This is a genomic window from Pseudomonas sp. GW821-FHT05H12 (assembly GCF_059419385.1).
This window is the reverse complement of the sequence record NZ_JBWKRS010000028.1, coordinates 1-17,258: the sequence shown is the minus strand read 5'-3', so window position 1 is coordinate 17,258 and position 17,258 is coordinate 1. Positions and strand designations below refer to the sequence as shown.

Sequence of the window (17,258 nt, the reverse complement as noted above, 5' to 3'; positions counted from 1 at the left end):
ATGGAGAGCTTTGGCAGTATCGAATGCTTTGTGCGCAGTGCCGAAGGCGGCAGCTTCGCCGAAGCAGCCCGGCACCTGAGCCTCACCCCGGCAGCGGTGGGCAAGAGTGTCGCCAAGCTTGAGGCGCGCCTGGGTGTGCGGCTGTTCCAGCGTAGTACACGGCGCCTGACCCTGACCGAAGCTGGCAAACTGTTTCTGGAAGAAGTCAGCGGCAGCCTCACCACCATCCAGAATGCCGTGGCCAACCTGGCCAGCGCCGAAGGTCGGCCGGTGGGGACGCTCAAGGTCAGCATGGGCACGGTGTTCGGCAACCGTTACGTGGTGCCGCTGCTGGGTGAGTTCATGGGACGGTTTCCGGACATCAGCCCGGACTGGCATTTCGATAACCGCCAGGTGGATCTGATTGGCCAGGGTTTCGACGCCGCCATTGGCGGAGGCTTTGAATTACCCCAGGGGGTGGTGGCGCGCAAACTCACTCCGGCGCACCGGGTGTTGGTGGCCGCGTCGAGCTATTTGGCAAAACGCCCGCCAGTCAACACACCGGAAGATCTCGCGCACTGCGCGGGCATCCTGATCCGTTCACCGCAGACCGGGCGCATCCGCACGTGGCAACTGACCGGCCGTGATCGCGAACAGCGCCCGCTGGTGCTCAAGCCCGGCATGACCATGAGCGACTCCGAAGCCGCCTGCTGCGCCAGCGCCCAGGGTTTGGGCATCGCGCTGGTGAGCATGCCCATGGCGGTGCCGTTTCTCGACAGCGGCGCGGTGGTGCGGGTGTTGCCCGACTGGTATGTCGACGATGGCAACATTTCCATTTACTACGCCGAACACAAACTGCTGCCCGGCAAGACCCGGGCGTTTGTGGACTTCATCATCGAGCAATTTGCCGAGCAGCAGTTGGGTCAGCGATTCAGCGCGGTTTGATCATGGCCGTAGACCGCGGTGCGGCCATCGCAGGCAAGCCAGCTCCCACAGGGAAATGCGATCCCCTGTGGGAGACGGGCTTGCCCGCGATGCAGGCGACTCGGTCTACCGCCCGAACTGACCCGGCCAGCCAATGACTTTCTTCGGCCTCGGCGTCGCATAGGTGCGGATCTTCGACGTCGACAACCCCAGCCGCACCAACGATTCGGCAATGGTCACCGCCGCCGTCACCCCATCCACCACCGGTACGCCGGTGCGCTGGCGAATCTGTTCATCCAGCCCGGCCATGCCGCCGCACCCCAGGCAGATCACCTCGGCCTTGTCCTCGCTGATGGCCAGCTCCGCCTGGCGCACGATGGCTTCCATGGCGGCCAACGGGTCTTCTTCCAGCTCCAACACCGCCATGCCACTGGCCCGTACCGAAGCGCAGCGCTGGTAGAGCCCAGCCAGTTTCAGGCGGTCTTCGATCAACGGCACGGTGCGGTCCAGGGTGGTGACCACGGAGTAGGCGTGTCCCAGGAACATCGCCGTGCTGGCGGCGGCTTCGGTGATGTCCACCACCGGCACGTTCAGCAACTCCTGCAGGCCTTCGCGGCCGTGCTCGCCGTAGCCGGCCTGGATCACCGCGTCAAACGGCTGGTCGTAGGCCATCACCCGGTCCATCACGGCGATGGCCGCCAGGTAACTTTCAAAATTGCCCTCCACCGATTCCGCGCCGAAGTAGGGGGTAAGCCCGACGATCTCGGTCCCCGGCGCAGCCACGGCCCGCGCTTGCTGGGCGATGGTGTCGGTGATGGATTCGGTGGTGTTGACGTTGACCACGAGGATACGCATGGAAAATCCTTGATTAGTGACTGACGTTATCGACTGCAATGCTCTCGCCGCTGACATCGGCGTAGTACGGCTGGCGCTTGGCGATCAGCAGGTACAACAGCCCTGCAATACCGGCGCCAAACATCCAGGAAAACGGTGCGACGCTGGCAAAGCCCGGCAACAGCGCCAGCAGAATGGCGATCACCGCCGCTGGAATGAAGGCTGCCACCGCACGCAGGTTGATCCCACGACTGTAGAAATAGTCGCCATGGGGGTCTTCGCTATACAGCTGCAGCACGTTCACCCGGCTTTTACGGATCAGCCAGTAGTCGACCATGATCACCCCGTACAACGGCCCCAGCAGTGCGCCCAGGCCGGAGAGGAAATACACGATCACCAGCGGGCTGTTGTAGAGGTTCCACGGCAGGATCAGCACTGCCAGGGTCGCGCTGATCAACCCGGCGCGGCGGAAGTTCAGGTACTTGGGCGCCAGGTTGCTCAGCACAAAGGCCGGGGCGACGAAGTTGGCCATGATGTTTACCGCCACGGTGACGATCAAAAAGGCCAGGCAGCCGAGCACGAGGAAGAAGGTATTGGGGATGGCCGCGATGATTTCAGTCGGGCTTTCGATCACCCGGCCATTGAGCTGGAACTGCCCGCCACACAGCAGCACGGTGATGGCGGCAAACACCAGGATATTCACCGGCAGGCCCCAGAAGTTGCCGACCTGGATGGTCTTGCGGCACGGCGAGGAGCGGGCGAAGTCGCAGAAATTGAGGATCAGCGTGCCGTAGATGGTCAGCCACAGTGCACCACCGGCGAAGATGTTGCGCCACATCTCGCCGCCGCTCAGCGGTTCGCGAACCGACCAGGCAATGTTGCCCCCCACCTGGAAGTACATCCAACCGGCCAGTGAAGCCACCGTCACCAGAATCACCGGCCCGGCGAAGGCTTCATAACGGCGCACCATTTCCATGCCGTAGGCCAGGATCGCCAACTGCACGAACCAGATCGTCACGAAACACGCCCAACCCAAGGTCGACAGGCCCAGGATCGAGTTGTGGTCATAGTCGGCAAACCCGGGGTGAATCGCCGACAGCAATACGCGGAAAACTACCGAAGCCAGGTAGGTCTGGATACCGAACCAGGCAATCGCGATCACCGCACGAATCAACGCCGGAATCTGCGCGCCATGAATACCGAAACTGATCCGGCTGATCACCGGAAACGGCACGCCGGTCTTTTGCCCCATATACCCGGACAAGTTCATGAAGAAATACACCAGCGCCGCGCCGATGCCTAAAGACAACAGAATCTGCCAACCGCCCAGGCCCAATGCATATAAGCCAATGGCGAAGGAATAGTTGGCAATGTTGTGCACGTCATTGGTCCACAACGCGAAGATGCTGTAGCGCCCCCAACGCCGGCCTTCCACTTTGGTGGGCGCCAGGTCCTTGTTGTGCAGGCGTGGGCTGAGCACCAGCGGGCCGGGGCTGATGGCCTCGGGGTTCAGGGCGGAGGAGGGCAGATCCAGTGCGAGGTTCGATAGGCTTGTACGCATTCCGGCAAGCTCCAGCGCATCTGCAGGCGAGCCGCGGATGGCAAAGTGTATGTATGTTTTGTATTTATTGTATACAAAGCGCATTTCACCTTAAGCCACATGCGTGCCAGTTTTCGATCTATGAAAATATCGGTTAATTTCGTTTTTGTAGGTGTGTTTAATAACAGGCTGAATTAGAAGAAATATAAATTGACCGATTGAACAGGTATTTATTTTTCAGCGGGAAGATGACGGTTTACACGAGGAGATATAGACGGGAGAAGGTGTTACGTAATGGTGCGGTCGAATATAAATTGCACACATAAATGGCACCGATGGTTACATCTATGTGTACATTCTTAATGCCCAACACAAAACAAATGTGGGAGCTGGCTTGTGTGGGAGCTGGCTTGCCTGCGATAGCATCACCCCGGTATCACTGATACACCGAGGTGCCTGCATCGCGGGCAAGCCCAGCTCCCACACAAGCCTGCTCCCACATTGTTTACCGCATCAGCTTCAAGCCTTGCTGATGATATTTCCCGCATGCAACCCACACTCTTTCTGCGTGGCTTCCTCCCACCACCAGCGGCCTTCGCGCTCGTGCTGGTTGGGCAGTACCGGGCGGGTGCACGGTTCGCAGCCGATGCTGATGAAGCCGCGCTCATGCAGGCTGTTGTACGGCAGCTCCAGCATGCGGATGTAACCCCAGATCTCCTCGCTGGTCATCTGCGCCAGCGGGTTGAACTTGTACAGGGTGCGTTCCGGAGTCGAGAAGGCCGTGTCGATTTCCAGCGCCGCTACCTGGCTGCGGGTGCCGGGGCTCTGGTCGCGGCGCTGGCCGGTGGCCCAGGCGCGAACGCCCGAGAGCTTGCGGCGCAGCGGCTCGATCTTGCGCACGCCGCAGCATTCGCCATGGCCGTCCTTGTAGAAGCTGAACAGGCCTTTCTCTTTGACGAAGGGCTCCAGCTTGCTCTGGTCCGGCGAGATCAGCTCGATGTCGATCTTGTAGAAGTCGCGCACCTGCTCGATGAACCGGTAGGTTTCCGGGTGCAGGCGGCCGGTGTCGAGGCTGAACACCTTGACGTTCTTGTTCAGCTTCCAGGCCATGTCCACCAGCACCACGTCCTCGGCACCGCTGAAGGAAATCCACAGGTCATCGCCGAACTGGCTGAACGCCAGCTTGAGGATGTCCTGGGCAGATTTGTTGGCATAGGTCGCGGCGAGTTCAGCGACGTCGAAGGCTTGGTTCATCAGGACGGTTCCTACAGGTCAGTGGCGCTGAGCGCTCTATAGGGGAGCGATGGTATCAAAATCCGCCCTGCGTTGCGGCGGCGAGCTTGAATCGCTAGAGTTCGGCAGTCCTTTTGCTCGCTCAACTAACAACATCCAATGGGAGTGTCTTGTGGAAATTGCCTGTCTCGACCTGGAAGGGGTGCTGGTTCCGGAAATCTGGATCGCCTTCGCCGAAAAAACCGGTATTGAATCCCTGCGGGCCACCACCCGTGACATTCCCGACTACGACGTGTTGATGAAGCAACGCCTGCGCATCCTCGACGAACATGGCCTGAAACTCGCCGATATCCAGGAAGTGATCGCCACCCTCAAGCCCCTGGACGGCGCCATCGAGTTCGTCAACTGGCTGCGCGAACGCTTCCAGGTGGTGATCCTGTCTGACACCTTCTACGAGTTCTCCCAGCCGCTGATGCGCCAGCTGGGCTTCCCGACCTTGCTGTGCCATCGCTTGATCACGGATGAAAACGACAGGGTGGTGAGCTACCAACTGCGCCAGAAAGACCCCAAGCGTCAGTCGGTGCTGGCCTTCAAGACCCTCTACTACCGTGTGATCGCGGCCGGTGACTCCTACAACGACACCACCATGCTTGGCGAGGCCGACCGTGGGATCCTGTTCCACGCGCCCGAGAACGTGATCCGCGAATTCCCGCAGTTCCCGGCGGTGCACACGTTTGAGGACTTGAAGAAAGAATTCATCAAGGCCTCGAATCGGCAGTTGAGCCTGTAATTTTTTGGTGGGGCTGGTGGCCTCATCGCAGGCAAGCCAGCCCCCACACTTGAATGGGTTCACACACCAAAATGTGGGAGCGGGCTTGCCCGCGAAGAGGCCAGCCCAGTCACTACAAACCTTCCAGCGTCTCCAACAACACCCGCACCTTCGTCAGCGACTCCTGATACTCCGCCTCCCACTCCGAGTCGGCCACGATCCCGCCGCCGCCCCAGCAGCACACCTGGCCATCCTTGACCAGCAAGCTACGGATGGCGATGGAGCTGTCCATCTCGCCGCGCACGTCCAGGTACACCAGCGAGCCGCAGTACAGGCCGCGTCGGGTGGGTTCCAGTTCGTCGATGATCTGCATGGCGCGGATCTTCGGCGCGCCGGTAATGGAGCCGCCGGGAAAGCTGCCGGCGATCAGGTCGAGGGCGTCCTTGTCGTCGGCCAGGGTGCCGACAACGCTGCTCACCAGGTGGTGCACGTTGGGGTAGCTTTCCAGGCTGAACAGCTCCGGCACGCTCACCGAGCCGGTGCGGCAGGTGCGGCCGAGGTCGTTGCGCAGCAGGTCGACGATCATCAGGTTTTCGGCGCGGTCCTTGGGGCTGGCCAGCAGTTCGGCGGCGTTGGCGGCGTCCTCTTCGGGCGTCAGGCCACGAGGGCGGGTGCCTTTGATGGGGCGGGTTTCAACGCGGCGTTCGCTGATGTGCACGAAGCGCTCGGGGGACAGGCTCAGTACCGCGCCGTCATCGGGCAGGCTCTGGAACCCGGAAAACGGGGTGGGGCAGGCCTCACGCAGGGCGCAGTAGGCCACCCACGGGTCACCGGCGCACGGCGCGCGAAAACGCTGGGCAAAGTTGACCTGGTAGCAATCGCCGGCCTGGATGTAATCCTGAATGCGCACGATGGCCTGGCGGTAGGTCTCGGCGCTGAGGTCTGGCGCCATGGGGCCCTGCAACTGGAAGCTGGCGCTCGACTCAGTGGCAGGCGTGCTGAACAGTGCAATCAGGCGTTGCCGTTCGCCCTCGGCCAGGGTGGGGTGAAACACCAACTGGCTGGTCTGGGCCTGGTGATCACTGATCAGTGCCCAGGCATACAGCCCGAAGCGTGCGTCCGGCAGGTGCAGGTCGTCGGCGGCCAGAGTGGGCATGTGTTCCAGGTGCCGGCCAAAGTCGTAGCTCAGGTAGCCGATCAAGCCGCCGGCAAACGGCAGTTCATAGCCGGCAGGCAAGGCCGCGTCACCCAGCAGCGTGAGGTTTGCCCGCAAGCGTTGCAGGAAACCACTGCCGCTTTCGTCAGGCGACACCGTCAAGGTTGCGTTCGGCCAGGCGCTGAGCACGTCATAACGCCCGCGTTCGGCGGCCGGGCGGCCGCTGTCGAGCAGCACCGCGCCAGGGGCGTGACGGATCGCCGTGAAGTACGCGGCGGGGTTGGCCCGGTAGGGCAGCGGGTGTACGGAACAGGTCGACATGCGGGGTGGATCAGCTAATGGCGCGGGGGAGGGGATTGTAGTCCCCTGTCGGTTCTGGTCCTAGAGGGGATGTCGGGGATAAGCAGATTGAGGCCTTATCCTGAGTATAGGGTTGCCTGTCAGGACGCTATCGCCGGCAAGCCGGCTCCTACAATGGAATGCGGTCAATCCAATGGAATGCGGTCAACCTGTGGGAGCTGGCTTGCCTGCGATGAGGCCGTCAGCCTTCCACCGCTGGAATGTGCCCAAACATTTCCTGCACAAACTTCACCCGCTCTTCCGGGGTTTCCGTCACCCCCGCAGCCTTCAATTCTTCCAATCGCGCTTCCACCGCGTGGGTGCGCAAGGTCAGGCCGCAGTCGTTGGCAATCTGGATATTCAGCCCGGGCCGCGCATTCAGCTCGAGGATCAGCGGGCCTTTTTCCTGGTCCAGCACCATGTCCACGCCGATATAGCCCAGCCCGCACAACTCGTAGCAACCCGCCGCGAGCTTCATGAAACCGTCCCAGTTGGGCAGTTGCACGCCATCCACCGCGTTGGTGGTGTCGGGGTGTTTGGTGATGATGTTGTTCAGCCAGGTGCCGCGCAGGGTCAGGCCGGTGGCCAGGTCTACGCCCACGCCAATGGCGCCCTGGTGCAGGTTGGCCTTGCCGCCCGACTGGCGCGTCGGCAAGCGCAGCATGGCCATCACCGGGTAGCCCATCAGCACGATGATGCGGATGTCCGGCACGCCTTCGTAGCTGATGCTCTTGAAGATCTGGTCGGGCACCACACGGTATTCGATCAGGGCGCGGTCACGGTGGCCGCCCAGGGAATACAGGCCGGTGAGGATGCTGGAGATCTGATGCTCGATCTCTTCATGGCTGATGATCTTGCCCGACACCGTGCGATAGCGCCCCTCGAAACGGTCCGCTACCACCAGGATGCCGTCACCGCCGGCGCCCTGGGCCGGCTTGATCACGAAGTCGCTGCGCCCACCGATGATGTCGTCGAGCTTGTCGATTTCCTTCTCGGTGCTGATCACCCCGTACATTTCCGGTACGTGGATGCCGGCCGCCATCGCCCGTTCCTTGGTGATGATCTTGTCATCCACGATCGGGTAGAGGCTGCGCTTGTTGTACTTGAGCACGTAGTCGGCGTTACGCCGGTTGATGCCCATGATCCCCCGCGCTTCCAGGGCCTTCCAGGTCTTCCAGAAGCCGAACATTACTGGTCAGCCTTCAAGAAGGCCTTGAAACGCACCAGCTCGGTCAGGCGGTAGCCGCGATAGCGCCCCATGGCCAGCATGAAGCCCACCAGGATCAGCAGGATCGCCGGGAAGGTGAACACGAAGTAGATCAGCTCCGGCACGCTCATGATGATGTGCGCCAGCGACGCCGCGAACAGCGTGCCAATTGCCACTTTCAGCGCATGGTTGGCGCCGCGTTCTTCCCAGGTGATCGACAGGCGTTCGATGGTCATGGTCAAGATCACCATCGGGAACAGCGCCACCGACAACCCGCGCTCCAGGCCCAGCTTGTGGCTGAACAGGCTGATGGCCGCGATCAGCACCACCACGAAGGTCAGCACCACCGACAACCTCGGCAGCATCTGCAATTTCAAGTGTTCCAGGTAGGAGCGCAGCAACAACCCCAGCGCCGTGATGATCGTAAACAGCACAATCCCGAAGCCCAGCTGCGTTTCGCGGAACGCCAGGGCGATCAGCACCGGGGTAAACGTGCCCAGGGTCTGCAGGCCGATCAGGTTGCGCAGGATCAGGATCACCAGCACGCCAATCGGGATCATCACCATGATCATGAACGTCTGCTGGGTCTGCAGCGGCAGGCCGTACAGCGAGTATTCGAGGAAGTTGGCGTCGGTGTTCTCGTCGGTCAGCTTGGCCAGGCGGATGGCGTTCATCTCGCTGTTGTTCAGGCTGAAGGTCACCATGGCCTTTTTGCCGCCATCCACCGTGATCAGGTTTTCATCGCCGGTCCACCACAGCAGGCGGTCGGCCGGCAGGCCTTGCTCGCCGGTTTCCGGGTTGAAGTACAGCCAGTCATTGCCGTTGAAGCTGCGCAGCCACAGTTCCGGGGTTTGCGGCTGGTCAGCGACGAGGCGGATGGTGTGAACTTTTTCCACCGGTACGTGGGCGATGGACAGCAGCAACTCGACGATCTTGGCCTTGTGCGGCGTGGACGGGTCGCCCGCCAGCAGCAGCTTCACGTTGTCGTCGTTGAGGTTGTTGGTGCGCTTGATGGCTTCGCTGATAAAGGTCTCGACGTCGGCCGAGTGCTGGCGGATCGGCGCCAGCAGGGCTTCGGCGGCGATCTTCTCGGGGCCTTCCACGGCGATGCTGTCGCGGAAGGTCGGGCCTTTGACCTTGATCTTTTCACCGCTGTAGCGCTTGGTCAGCACCAGGCGGTAATACAGGGTCTGGTTGCCCTTGGCGCGGCGTGCCGACCAGGTGACCTTGCGGTTGCCGTCAGTGCGGTTGACGCTCACGCCGTAGTTGTTGGAGATGAAGCTCTCGTTGAGGCTGACGAAGTCGCGGCTCAGGGGCGGCACGAACATCTGGATCTTCACCGGGTCTTTCGGGTTGGCGACGAACTCGACCTTGGCGTCGATGTTCCACAAGTCGTCAGTGGCGTCCTCGGTAACGGGGATCCCCAGCACGAAGATCTGATAGGCGGTGACCGAAATACCCAGCACCACCAGGATGGTGATCAGGATTTTCAGGTGCAGGGTCAGAGAGCGCATTCGGTTTACTCGGCGGTATGAGCGTCGGCGGCGCAGGCAGGTTTGCCTGCTGCGTATTTAAGACTGGGGTCGACCAGCGCATCAAAGCGTTTGAGCGCTTCGGAGCCGATCAGCAGCGGGTATTGGAATGCGCTACGGTCAGTCAAGTTCACTTCGATGCTGCGTAAAGCGGTGCCCATGCAGATATCCAGCGCAATCACGGGGCGGGCGGTGTAGTTCTTGTCCTCATCGGGGTCGTAGTCACCGGCGCGGCGCTTGATCTTGCTGACACGGGCCAGGGGGCGTTCGATGGGGTGGGAATGGGCGGTGTCGATGGCCAGGTAGAAGCGCACCCAGGATTCACCGTTGCGCTTGAAACGCTTGATGTCACGGGCACTCAGCGAGGCGGTCTTGGCGCCGGTATCGAGTTTGGCCGCCACTTCCAGGTCGATGCCCGCCAGTTGGGCGTATTCGTTCAGGCCGTACACAGTCTTCTCGGCGGCAAGGCCAAGGCTCGGGAGGGCCAGCAGGCAGAACAATAGAAGGAGGGGCTTGAGTGTCATAAATCCTGAGGCAGTGCAGTGCAATGTTCAATTCATGGCGACTGGCATTGCTGCGCAATCTCGGGTGCGCCGTTTCATCCAATGATGTCAGGCAAAAGCGGCCGCATTCTAACATGATGCTTTTTTGGCGCCAGCGCTGGCAGGCGGCCATGCCCCGATAAAGTGCAGCAGGGGTTATTAGACGATTGTCGACAATGTGTATTTATTCTTTGACTCGCAACCGCTTATTGGCTAGTTTTTGCGGAATTGCTTTTGAAGGTGTCGACAATATGCTGGATCAATCGGAAGCCTTGGTGGCTACGACGGACGAGTCCCAGACCATGTCCGAGAACGTCTTCCGCCGTATCCAGGCCGCCATCGTCAAGGGCGAGATCGCCCCCGGCAGCAAGATCTCCGAGCCAGAACTGGCGCGCACCTACGGCATCAGCCGTGGCCCGCTGCGCGAGGCGATCCACCGCCTGGAAGGCCAGCGCCTGCTGGTACGCGTCCCCCATGTTGGCGCGCGGGTGGTGTCACTCAGCCATGCCGAGCTGATCGAACTCTACGAAATTCGCGAATCCCTCGAAGGCATGGCCTGCCGCCTGGCGGCCGAGCGCATGACCGACGCCGAAATCGAAGAATTGCGCCAGGTGTTGCACACCCATGAGCGTGACGAAGCGTTCCAAGCCGGCCTCGGTTACTACCAGCAGGAAGGCGACTTCGACTTTCATTACCGGATCATCCAGGGCGCAGGTAACCGTACCCTCACCCAAATGCTCTGCGGCGAGCTGTACCAGTTGGTGCGCATGTACCGCATCCAGTTCTCCGCCACCCCCAATCGTCCACGCCAGGCCTTTGCCGAGCACCACCGCATACTGGACGCGATCGCCGATCGCGACGGTGAACTGGCCGAACTGCTGATGCGCCGTCATATCGGCGCGTCCAAACGCAACATTGCCCGTCATTTCCCCGGCGGCGCCCCTGAAAGAGGTGAGTCATGAGTTCCTACAATAAAAGCACACCCGGCCAGCGTTTCCGTGATGCGGTCGCCAGCGAGCACCCTTTGCAGGTGGTCGGCGCGATCAATGCCAACCATGCGCTGCTGGCCAAGCGTGCCGGGTTCAAGGCGATCTACCTGTCGGGTGGCGGGGTAGCGGCGGGTTCCCTCGGGGTGCCGGACCTGGGCATCACCGGCCTGGATGACGTGCTGACCGACGTGCGCCGCATCACCGATGTGTGCGACCTGCCGCTGCTGGTGGACGTGGACACCGGTTTCGGTTCCTCGGCCTTCAACGTGGCACGCACCGTCAAGTCGATGATCAAGTTCGGCGCGGCCGCCATCCATATAGAAGACCAGGTAGGCGCCAAGCGTTGCGGCCATCGCCCGAATAAAGAAATCGTGTCCCAGCAGGAAATGGTCGACCGCATCAAGGCCGCCGTGGATGCGCGCACCGACGACAGCTTCGTGATCATGGCGCGCACCGACGCCCTGGCCGTGGAAGGTTTGGAATCGGCCCTGGAACGTGCCGCCGCCTGCATTGAGGCCGGCGCCGACATGGTGTTCCCGGAAGCCATCACTGAACTGGAGATGTACAAGCTGTTTGCCTCCCGTGTGAAAGCGCCGATCCTGGCCAACATCACCGAGTTCGGCGCGACGCCGCTGTACACCACCGAACAGTTGAAATCTGCCGATGTTTCCATCGTGCTGTACCCGCTCTCGGCCTTCCGCGCCATGAACAAGGCGGCCGAGAATGTCTACACCGCGATCCGTCGCGATGGCACCCAACAGAACGTGATCGACACCATGCAGACCCGCATGGAGCTTTACGATCGCATTGACTACCACACCTTCGAGCAAAAGCTCGACGCGTTGTTTGCCGCCAAGAAATAAACGCCTTACCCATAACTGTAGGAGCCGGCTTGCCGGCGATTGGCCCTTGAGGGCTGCGCCAGTTTCGAAGGCGCCATCGCCGGCAAGCCGGCTCCTACAGGGCCGCGATTAACCAAGGCCTCCCTATAAATACAAAATTGGAGAAGAACCATGGCTGAAGCAAAAGTACTGAGTGGCGCCGGCCTGCGTGGCCAGGTCGCCGGGCAGACCGCACTGTCCACCGTGGGCCAGGCCGGTGCCGGCTTGACCTATCGCGGCTACGACGTGCGCGAACTGGCCGCCGATGCGCAATTTGAAGAAGTCGCCTACCTGCTCTTGTACGGCGAGCTGCCGACCCAAGCCGAATTGGCCGCCTACAGCGCCAAGCTGAGCAAACTGCGCGACCTGCCCCAAGCGCTGAAGGAAGTGCTGGAACGCATTCCTGCCGACGCCCACCCGATGGACGTGATGCGCACCGGTTGCTCGTTCCTGGGCAATATCGAGCCCGAGAAAGACTTCAGCGTGCAGCGCGATGTCACCGACCGTCTGCTCGCCGCCTTCCCAGCGATCATGTGCTACTGGTACCGCTTCAGCCACGACGGCAAGCGCATCGACTGCGTGACCGACGAGCCCAGCATTGGCGGCCACTTCCTGCACCTGTTGCACGGCAAGAAACCAAGCGAGCTGCACGTAAAAGTGATGAACGTCTCGCTGATCCTCTACGCCGAGCACGAATTCAACGCCTCCACCTTCACCGCCCGCGTGTGTGCGTCGACCCTGTCCGACCTGTATTCCTGCGTGACCGCCGCCATCGGCTCCCTGCGCGGCCCGCTGCACGGCGGTGCCAACGAAGCGGCGATGGAGATGATCGAGCGTTTCGGTTCGGCTGAAGAAGCCGTCGAAGGCACTCTCGGCATGCTGGCGCGCAAAGACAAGATCATGGGCTTTGGCCACGCGATCTACAAAGACAGCGACCCGCGTAACGAGGTGATCAAGGGCTGGTCGAAAAAGCTCGCTGATGAAGTGGGCGATAAGGTGCTGTTCCCGGTCTCCGAAGCCATCGACAAGACCATGTGGGAGCAGAAGAAGTTGTTCCCCAACGCCGACTTCTATCATGCCTCGGCGTACCACTTCATGGGCATCCCGACCAAGCTGTTCACGCCGATCTTCGTGTGCTCGCGCCTGACCGGCTGGGCCGCGCACGTGTTCGAGCAGCGCGCCAACAACCGCATCATCCGTCCAAGCGCCGAATACATCGGCGTAGAACAGCGCAAGTTCGTGCCAATCGAACGTCGCTGAGTGGGATGAGCTGAGCACACGGGCAAATGTGCTTTTCTGTGGGAGCTGGCTTGCCTGCGATGGGATCAACTCGGTGTACCTGTCACACCGCAGTGATGCCATCGCAGGCAAGCCAGCTCCCACAGAAAGCAAAGCCAGTGTCGACAGTTCTCCTTTTGTAACTACCGTGACCGAGTCCTGACGATGAACACTGAATTTCGCAAACCGCTCCCCGGCAGCCGCCTGGATTTCTTCGACGCCCGTGCGGCAGTCGAGGCCATCACCCCCGGCGCCTACGCCACCTTGCCCTACACCTCCCGCGTACTCGCCGAAAACCTGGTGCGTCGCTGCGACCCGGCCACCCTCAACGCGTCCCTGAGCCAACTGATCGAGCGCAAGCGCGACCTCGACTTCCCCTGGTTCCCGGCGCGCGTGGTGTGCCACGACATCCTCGGCCAGACCGCCCTGGTCGACCTTGCCGGCCTGCGTGATGCGATCGCCCAGCAAGGCGGTGACCCGGCGCAGGTCAACCCGGTGGTGCCAACTCAACTGATCGTCGACCACTCCCTGGCCGTCGAGGCCGGTGGTTTCGACCCGGACGCGTTCGAGAAAAACCGCGCCATCGAAGACCGTCGCAACGAAGACCGTTTTCACTTTATCGAGTGGACCAAAAAGGCCTTCAAGAACGTCGACGTGATCCCGCCGGGCAACGGCATCATGCACCAGATCAACCTGGAGAAAATGTCGCCGGTGATCCAGGTGCGTGACGGTGTGGCCTTCCCCGACACCTGCGTCGGCACCGACAGCCATACCCCGCACGTCGATGCGCTGGGCGTGATCGCCATTGGTGTCGGAGGCCTTGAGGCCGAGAGCGTGATGCTCGGCCGCGCCTCATGGATGCGCCTGCCAGAAAGTGTTGGCGTGGAACTCACCGGCAAGCTGTTGCCGGGCATCACCGCCACCGACATGGTGCTGGCGCTGACCGAGTTCCTGCGCAAACAGAAAGTGGTTGGCGCCTGGCTGGAATTCTTCGGTGAAGGCGCCTCGGCACTCACCCTGGGCGACCGTGCAACCATCTCCAACATGGCCCCGGAATACGGCGCCACGGCGGCGATGTTCTACATCGACCAGCAGACCATCGCCTACCTCAAGCTCACCGGCCGCGAAGACGAACAAGTCACCCTGGTCGAGCAATACGCCCGCCACACCGGCCTGTGGGCCGATGACCTCAAAGGTGCGCGATACGAACGCGGCCTCACCTTCGACCTGTCCAGCGTCGTGCGCAACATGGCCGGCCCGAGCAACCCGCACGCCCGCGTCGCCACCAGTGACCTGGCGTCCAAAGGCATCAGCGGCCAGTGGGACGAAGTGCCCGGCCAGATGCCTGACGGCGCGGTGATCATCGCGGCCATCACCAGTTGCACCAACACCAGCAACCCGCGCAACGTGATCGCCGCAGGCCTGCTCGCGCGCAATGCCAACAAGCTCGGGCTGACCCGTAAGCCGTGGGTCAAATCGTCCCTGGCCCCGGGTTCGAAAACCGTGGCCATGTACCTCGAAGAAGCCGGCCTGGGCCACGAGCTGGAAAAACTCGGCTTCGGCGTGGTGGCCTTTGCCTGCACCACCTGCAACGGCATGTCCGGCGCGCTGGACCCGGTGATCCAGCAGGAGATCATCGACCGCGACCTGTACGCCACCGCCGTGCTGTCCGGCAACCGCAACTTCGACGGGCGTATTCACCCGTATGCCAAGCAGGCCTTCCTGGCGTCGCCGCCACTGGTGGTGGCCTATGCGATTGCTGGCACCATCCGTTTCGACATCGAAAAAGACGTGCTGGGCCTGGACGCCAACGGCAAGGAAATCCGCCTGCAGGATATCTGGCCGAGCGACGAAGAAATCGATGCGGTGGTCAAGGCGTCGGTCAAGCCGGAGCAGTTCCGCAAGGTCTACATCCCGATGTTTGCCATCCACGAAGACACGGGCCCCAAAGTTGCGCCGCTGTATGACTGGCGCCCGCAAAGCACCTATATCCGTCGCCCGCCGTACTGGGAAGGCGCACTGGCCGGTGCGCGGCCGCTCAAGGGCATGCGCCCGCTGGCGGTGCTGCCGGACAACATCACCACGGATCACCTGTCGCCGTCCAACGCGATCATGCTCGACAGCGCCGCCGGCGAATACCTGGCGAAAATGGGCCTGCCGGAGGTCGACTTCAACTCCTACGCTACCCACCGTGGCGATCACCTGACCGCGCAGCGCGCCACCTTTGCCAACCCGAAACTGTTCAACGAAATGGTGCAGGAAAACGGCAAGGTCAAGCAGGGCTCCCTGGCGCGTATCGAGCCTGAAGGCCAGGTGACGCGGATGTGGGAAGCCATCGAAACCTACATGGAGCGCAAGCAGCCGCTGATCATCATTGCCGGCGCCGACTACGGCCAGGGTTCGTCCCGCGACTGGGCGGCGAAGGGCGTGCGCCTGGCCGGTGTGGAAGCGATTGCCGCCGAAGGTTTCGAGCGCATCCACCGCACCAACCTGGTGGGCATGGGCGTGTTGCCGCTGGAGTTCCTGCCGGGCACCGACCGCCACACCTTGAAGATCGACGGCAGCGAAACCTATGACGTGGTCGGCGCGCGTACCCCGCGTGCGCAGCTGACCCTGGTGATCAATCGCAAGAATGGCGAACGTGTCGAAGTGCCGGTGACCTGCCGCCTGGACACCGCCGAAGAAGTGTCGATCTACGAGGCGGGCGGCGTGTTGCAACGTTTTGCCCAGGACTTCCTGGAATCGGCGGCAACGGCCTGAGGGGACACCATGGCACACGTAGCGCAAATCAAGATCCCCGCCACCTACATGCGTGGCGGCACCAGCAAGGGCGTGTTCTTCAGCCTCACGGACCTGCCCGAATCGGCGCAAGTACCGGGTGCTGCCCGTGACGCCTTGCTGTTGCGGGTGATTGGCAGCCCCGACCCCTACGACAAGCAGATCGACGGCATGGGCGGCGCCACCTCGAGCACCAGCAAGACGGTGATCCTGGCCAAGAGCACCCGTGCCGACCACGACGTGGATTACCTGTTCGGCCAGGTCTCCATCGACAAGCCGTTCGTGGACTGGAGCGGCAACTGCGGCAACCTGTCGGCGGCGGTCGGTTCGTTCGCCATCAGCGCCGGCCTGGTCGACCCTGCCCGCGTGCCCTACAACGGCGTGGCCGTGGTGCGCGTGTGGCAGGCCAATATCGGCAAGACCATCATCGCCCACGTGCCGATCACTGAGGGCGCGGTGCAGGAGACCGGCGATTTCGAACTGGATGGCGTGACCTTCCCGGCCGCCGAGGTGCAGCTGGAGTTCATGGACCCGGCAGCGGAAGAAGAGGGCGGCGGTGGCTCGATGTTCCCCACCGGCAACCTGGTGGACGACCTCGAAGTGCCCGGTGTGGGCACCTTCAAGGCCACGCTGATCAACGCGGGCATCCCGACCATCTTCATCAACGCCGAAGACCTCGGCTACACCGGCACCGAGCTGCAGGGCGCGATCAACAGCGACCCCAAGGCCCTGGCGATGTTCGAAACCGTGCGGGCCTACGGCGCGCTGCGCATGGGCCTGATCCAGCAACTGGACGAAGCTGCCCAGCGCCAGCACACGCCGAAGGTGGCGTTTGTGGCTAAGCCTTTGGATTACGTGGCGTCCAGCGGTAAAGCGATCAAGGCGGGGGATGTCGACCTGCTGGTACGCGCGTTGTCCATGGGCAAGTTGCACCACGCCATGATGGGCACGGCGGCCGTGGCGATTGGCACGGCGGCGGCGATTTCCGGCACCTTGGTCAACTTGGCGGCCGGTGGCGTGGAGCGCAACGCGGTGCGCTTCGGGCACCCGTCCGGCACCTTGCGCGTCGGCGCCGAAGCCAGCCAGGTCGACGGTGAATGGGTGGTGAAGAAAGCCATCATGAGCCGCAGTGCCCGCGTGCTGATGGAAGGCTTCGTGCGCGTGCCCGGCGACGCCTTCTAATGCGTTACACCGATCCAAACCTGTAGGAGCAGGGGGGGGGGGGGGGGGGGGGGGGGGGGGGGGGGGGGGGGGGGGGGGGGGGGGGGGGGGGGGGG

At 62.2% G+C, this 17,258-nt stretch carries 14 protein-coding genes; 7 read left to right on the top strand and 7 right to left on the bottom strand.

Annotated features, from left to right (window positions below; translation table 11 throughout):
• A complete protein-coding gene (locus AC07SU_RS22095; protein ID WP_494998232.1) occupies positions 1–924 on the top strand; it encodes a LysR family transcriptional regulator in 924 nt (307 codons plus the stop codon).
• Positions 925–1,029: 105 nt separating this feature from the next.
• Here AC07SU_RS22095 and AC07SU_RS22090 read toward each other — a convergent pair whose 3' ends face one another.
• The 3 genes from AC07SU_RS22090 to AC07SU_RS22080 all read right to left on the bottom strand — a co-directional run bounded on the left by AC07SU_RS22090 (position 1,030) and on the right by AC07SU_RS22080 (position 4,531).
• The gene (locus tag AC07SU_RS22090; protein ID WP_135309449.1) at positions 1,030–1,758 is read right to left on the bottom strand and encodes an aspartate/glutamate racemase family protein; all 729 of its coding nucleotides are present in this window, start codon (positions 1,756–1,758) and stop codon (positions 1,030–1,032) included.
• Positions 1,759–1,771: 13 nt separating this feature from the next.
• Entirely contained in the window at positions 1,772–3,298 is a 1,527-nt protein-coding gene (locus AC07SU_RS22085; RefSeq protein ID WP_494998231.1) for an NCS1 family nucleobase:cation symporter-1, read from the bottom strand.
• A 498-nt stretch (positions 3,299–3,796) separates the two neighbouring features.
• On the bottom strand, positions 3,797–4,531 hold the full coding sequence (locus tag AC07SU_RS22080; RefSeq protein WP_176996361.1) for a phosphoadenylyl-sulfate reductase: 735 nt from the start codon (positions 4,529–4,531) through the stop codon (positions 3,797–3,799).
• A gap of 151 nt (positions 4,532–4,682) precedes the next feature.
• Between AC07SU_RS22080 and thrH the strand changes: the two genes are divergently transcribed.
• Entirely contained in the window at positions 4,683–5,300 is a 618-nt protein-coding gene (gene thrH / locus AC07SU_RS22075) for a bifunctional phosphoserine phosphatase/homoserine phosphotransferase ThrH (RefSeq protein ID WP_065929901.1), read from the top strand.
• A gap of 112 nt (positions 5,301–5,412) precedes the next feature.
• On the opposite strand, the gene pabB is transcribed toward thrH, so the two are convergent.
• The 4 genes from pabB to rloA all read right to left on the bottom strand — a co-directional run bounded on the left by pabB (position 5,413) and on the right by rloA (position 10,037).
• Positions 5,413–6,756 carry an aminodeoxychorismate synthase component I gene (gene pabB / locus AC07SU_RS22070; RefSeq protein ID WP_494998230.1) on the bottom strand — a complete coding sequence of 448 codons (1,344 nt, stop codon included), beginning with the start codon at positions 6,754–6,756 and terminating at the stop codon, positions 5,413–5,415.
• A gap of 220 nt (positions 6,757–6,976) precedes the next feature.
• The gene (locus AC07SU_RS22065; protein WP_494998229.1) at positions 6,977–7,963 is read right to left on the bottom strand and encodes an alpha-L-glutamate ligase-like protein; all 987 of its coding nucleotides are present in this window, start codon (positions 7,961–7,963) and stop codon (positions 6,977–6,979) included.
• Positions 7,963–9,495 (bottom strand): osmotic stress tolerance membrane protein RloB, encoded by a 1,533-nt coding sequence (gene rloB, locus AC07SU_RS22060; RefSeq protein ID WP_494998228.1) that lies wholly within the window; start codon positions 9,493–9,495, stop codon positions 7,963–7,965. Before rloB ends, AC07SU_RS22065 begins: the two co-directional genes overlap by 1 nt.
• A gap of 5 nt (positions 9,496–9,500) precedes the next feature.
• Positions 9,501–10,037 (bottom strand): retropepsin-like aspartic peptidase RloA, encoded by a 537-nt coding sequence (gene rloA, locus AC07SU_RS22055; protein ID WP_176996355.1) that lies wholly within the window; start codon positions 10,035–10,037, stop codon positions 9,501–9,503.
• Positions 10,038–10,306: 269 nt separating this feature from the next.
• On the opposite strand from rloA, the gene AC07SU_RS22050 reads away from it, so the two are divergent.
• From AC07SU_RS22050 to prpF, 5 genes are all read left to right on the top strand, one after another.
• Positions 10,307–11,017 carry a GntR family transcriptional regulator gene (locus AC07SU_RS22050; protein WP_176996354.1) on the top strand — a complete coding sequence of 237 codons (711 nt, stop codon included), beginning with the start codon at positions 10,307–10,309 and terminating at the stop codon, positions 11,015–11,017.
• Positions 11,014–11,907, top strand: a complete 894-nt coding sequence (gene prpB, locus AC07SU_RS22045) for a methylisocitrate lyase (RefSeq protein ID WP_176996353.1) — start codon at positions 11,014–11,016, stop codon at positions 11,905–11,907. Before AC07SU_RS22050 ends, prpB begins: the two co-directional genes overlap by 4 nt.
• Positions 11,908–12,057: 150 nt before the next feature.
• Positions 12,058–13,185: a bifunctional 2-methylcitrate synthase/citrate synthase gene (gene prpC / locus AC07SU_RS22040; protein ID WP_494998227.1), complete on the top strand. Its 1,128-nt coding sequence runs from the start codon at positions 12,058–12,060 to the stop codon at positions 13,183–13,185.
• A 183-nt stretch (positions 13,186–13,368) separates the two neighbouring features.
• Positions 13,369–15,963, top strand: a complete 2,595-nt coding sequence (acnD, locus tag AC07SU_RS22035; RefSeq protein WP_176996351.1) for a Fe/S-dependent 2-methylisocitrate dehydratase AcnD — start codon at positions 13,369–13,371, stop codon at positions 15,961–15,963.
• A 9-nt stretch (positions 15,964–15,972) separates the two neighbouring features.
• Entirely contained in the window at positions 15,973–17,163 is a 1,191-nt protein-coding gene (gene prpF, locus AC07SU_RS22030) for a 2-methylaconitate cis-trans isomerase PrpF (protein ID WP_494998226.1), read from the top strand.
• Positions 17,164–17,258: the final 95 nt, after the last annotated feature.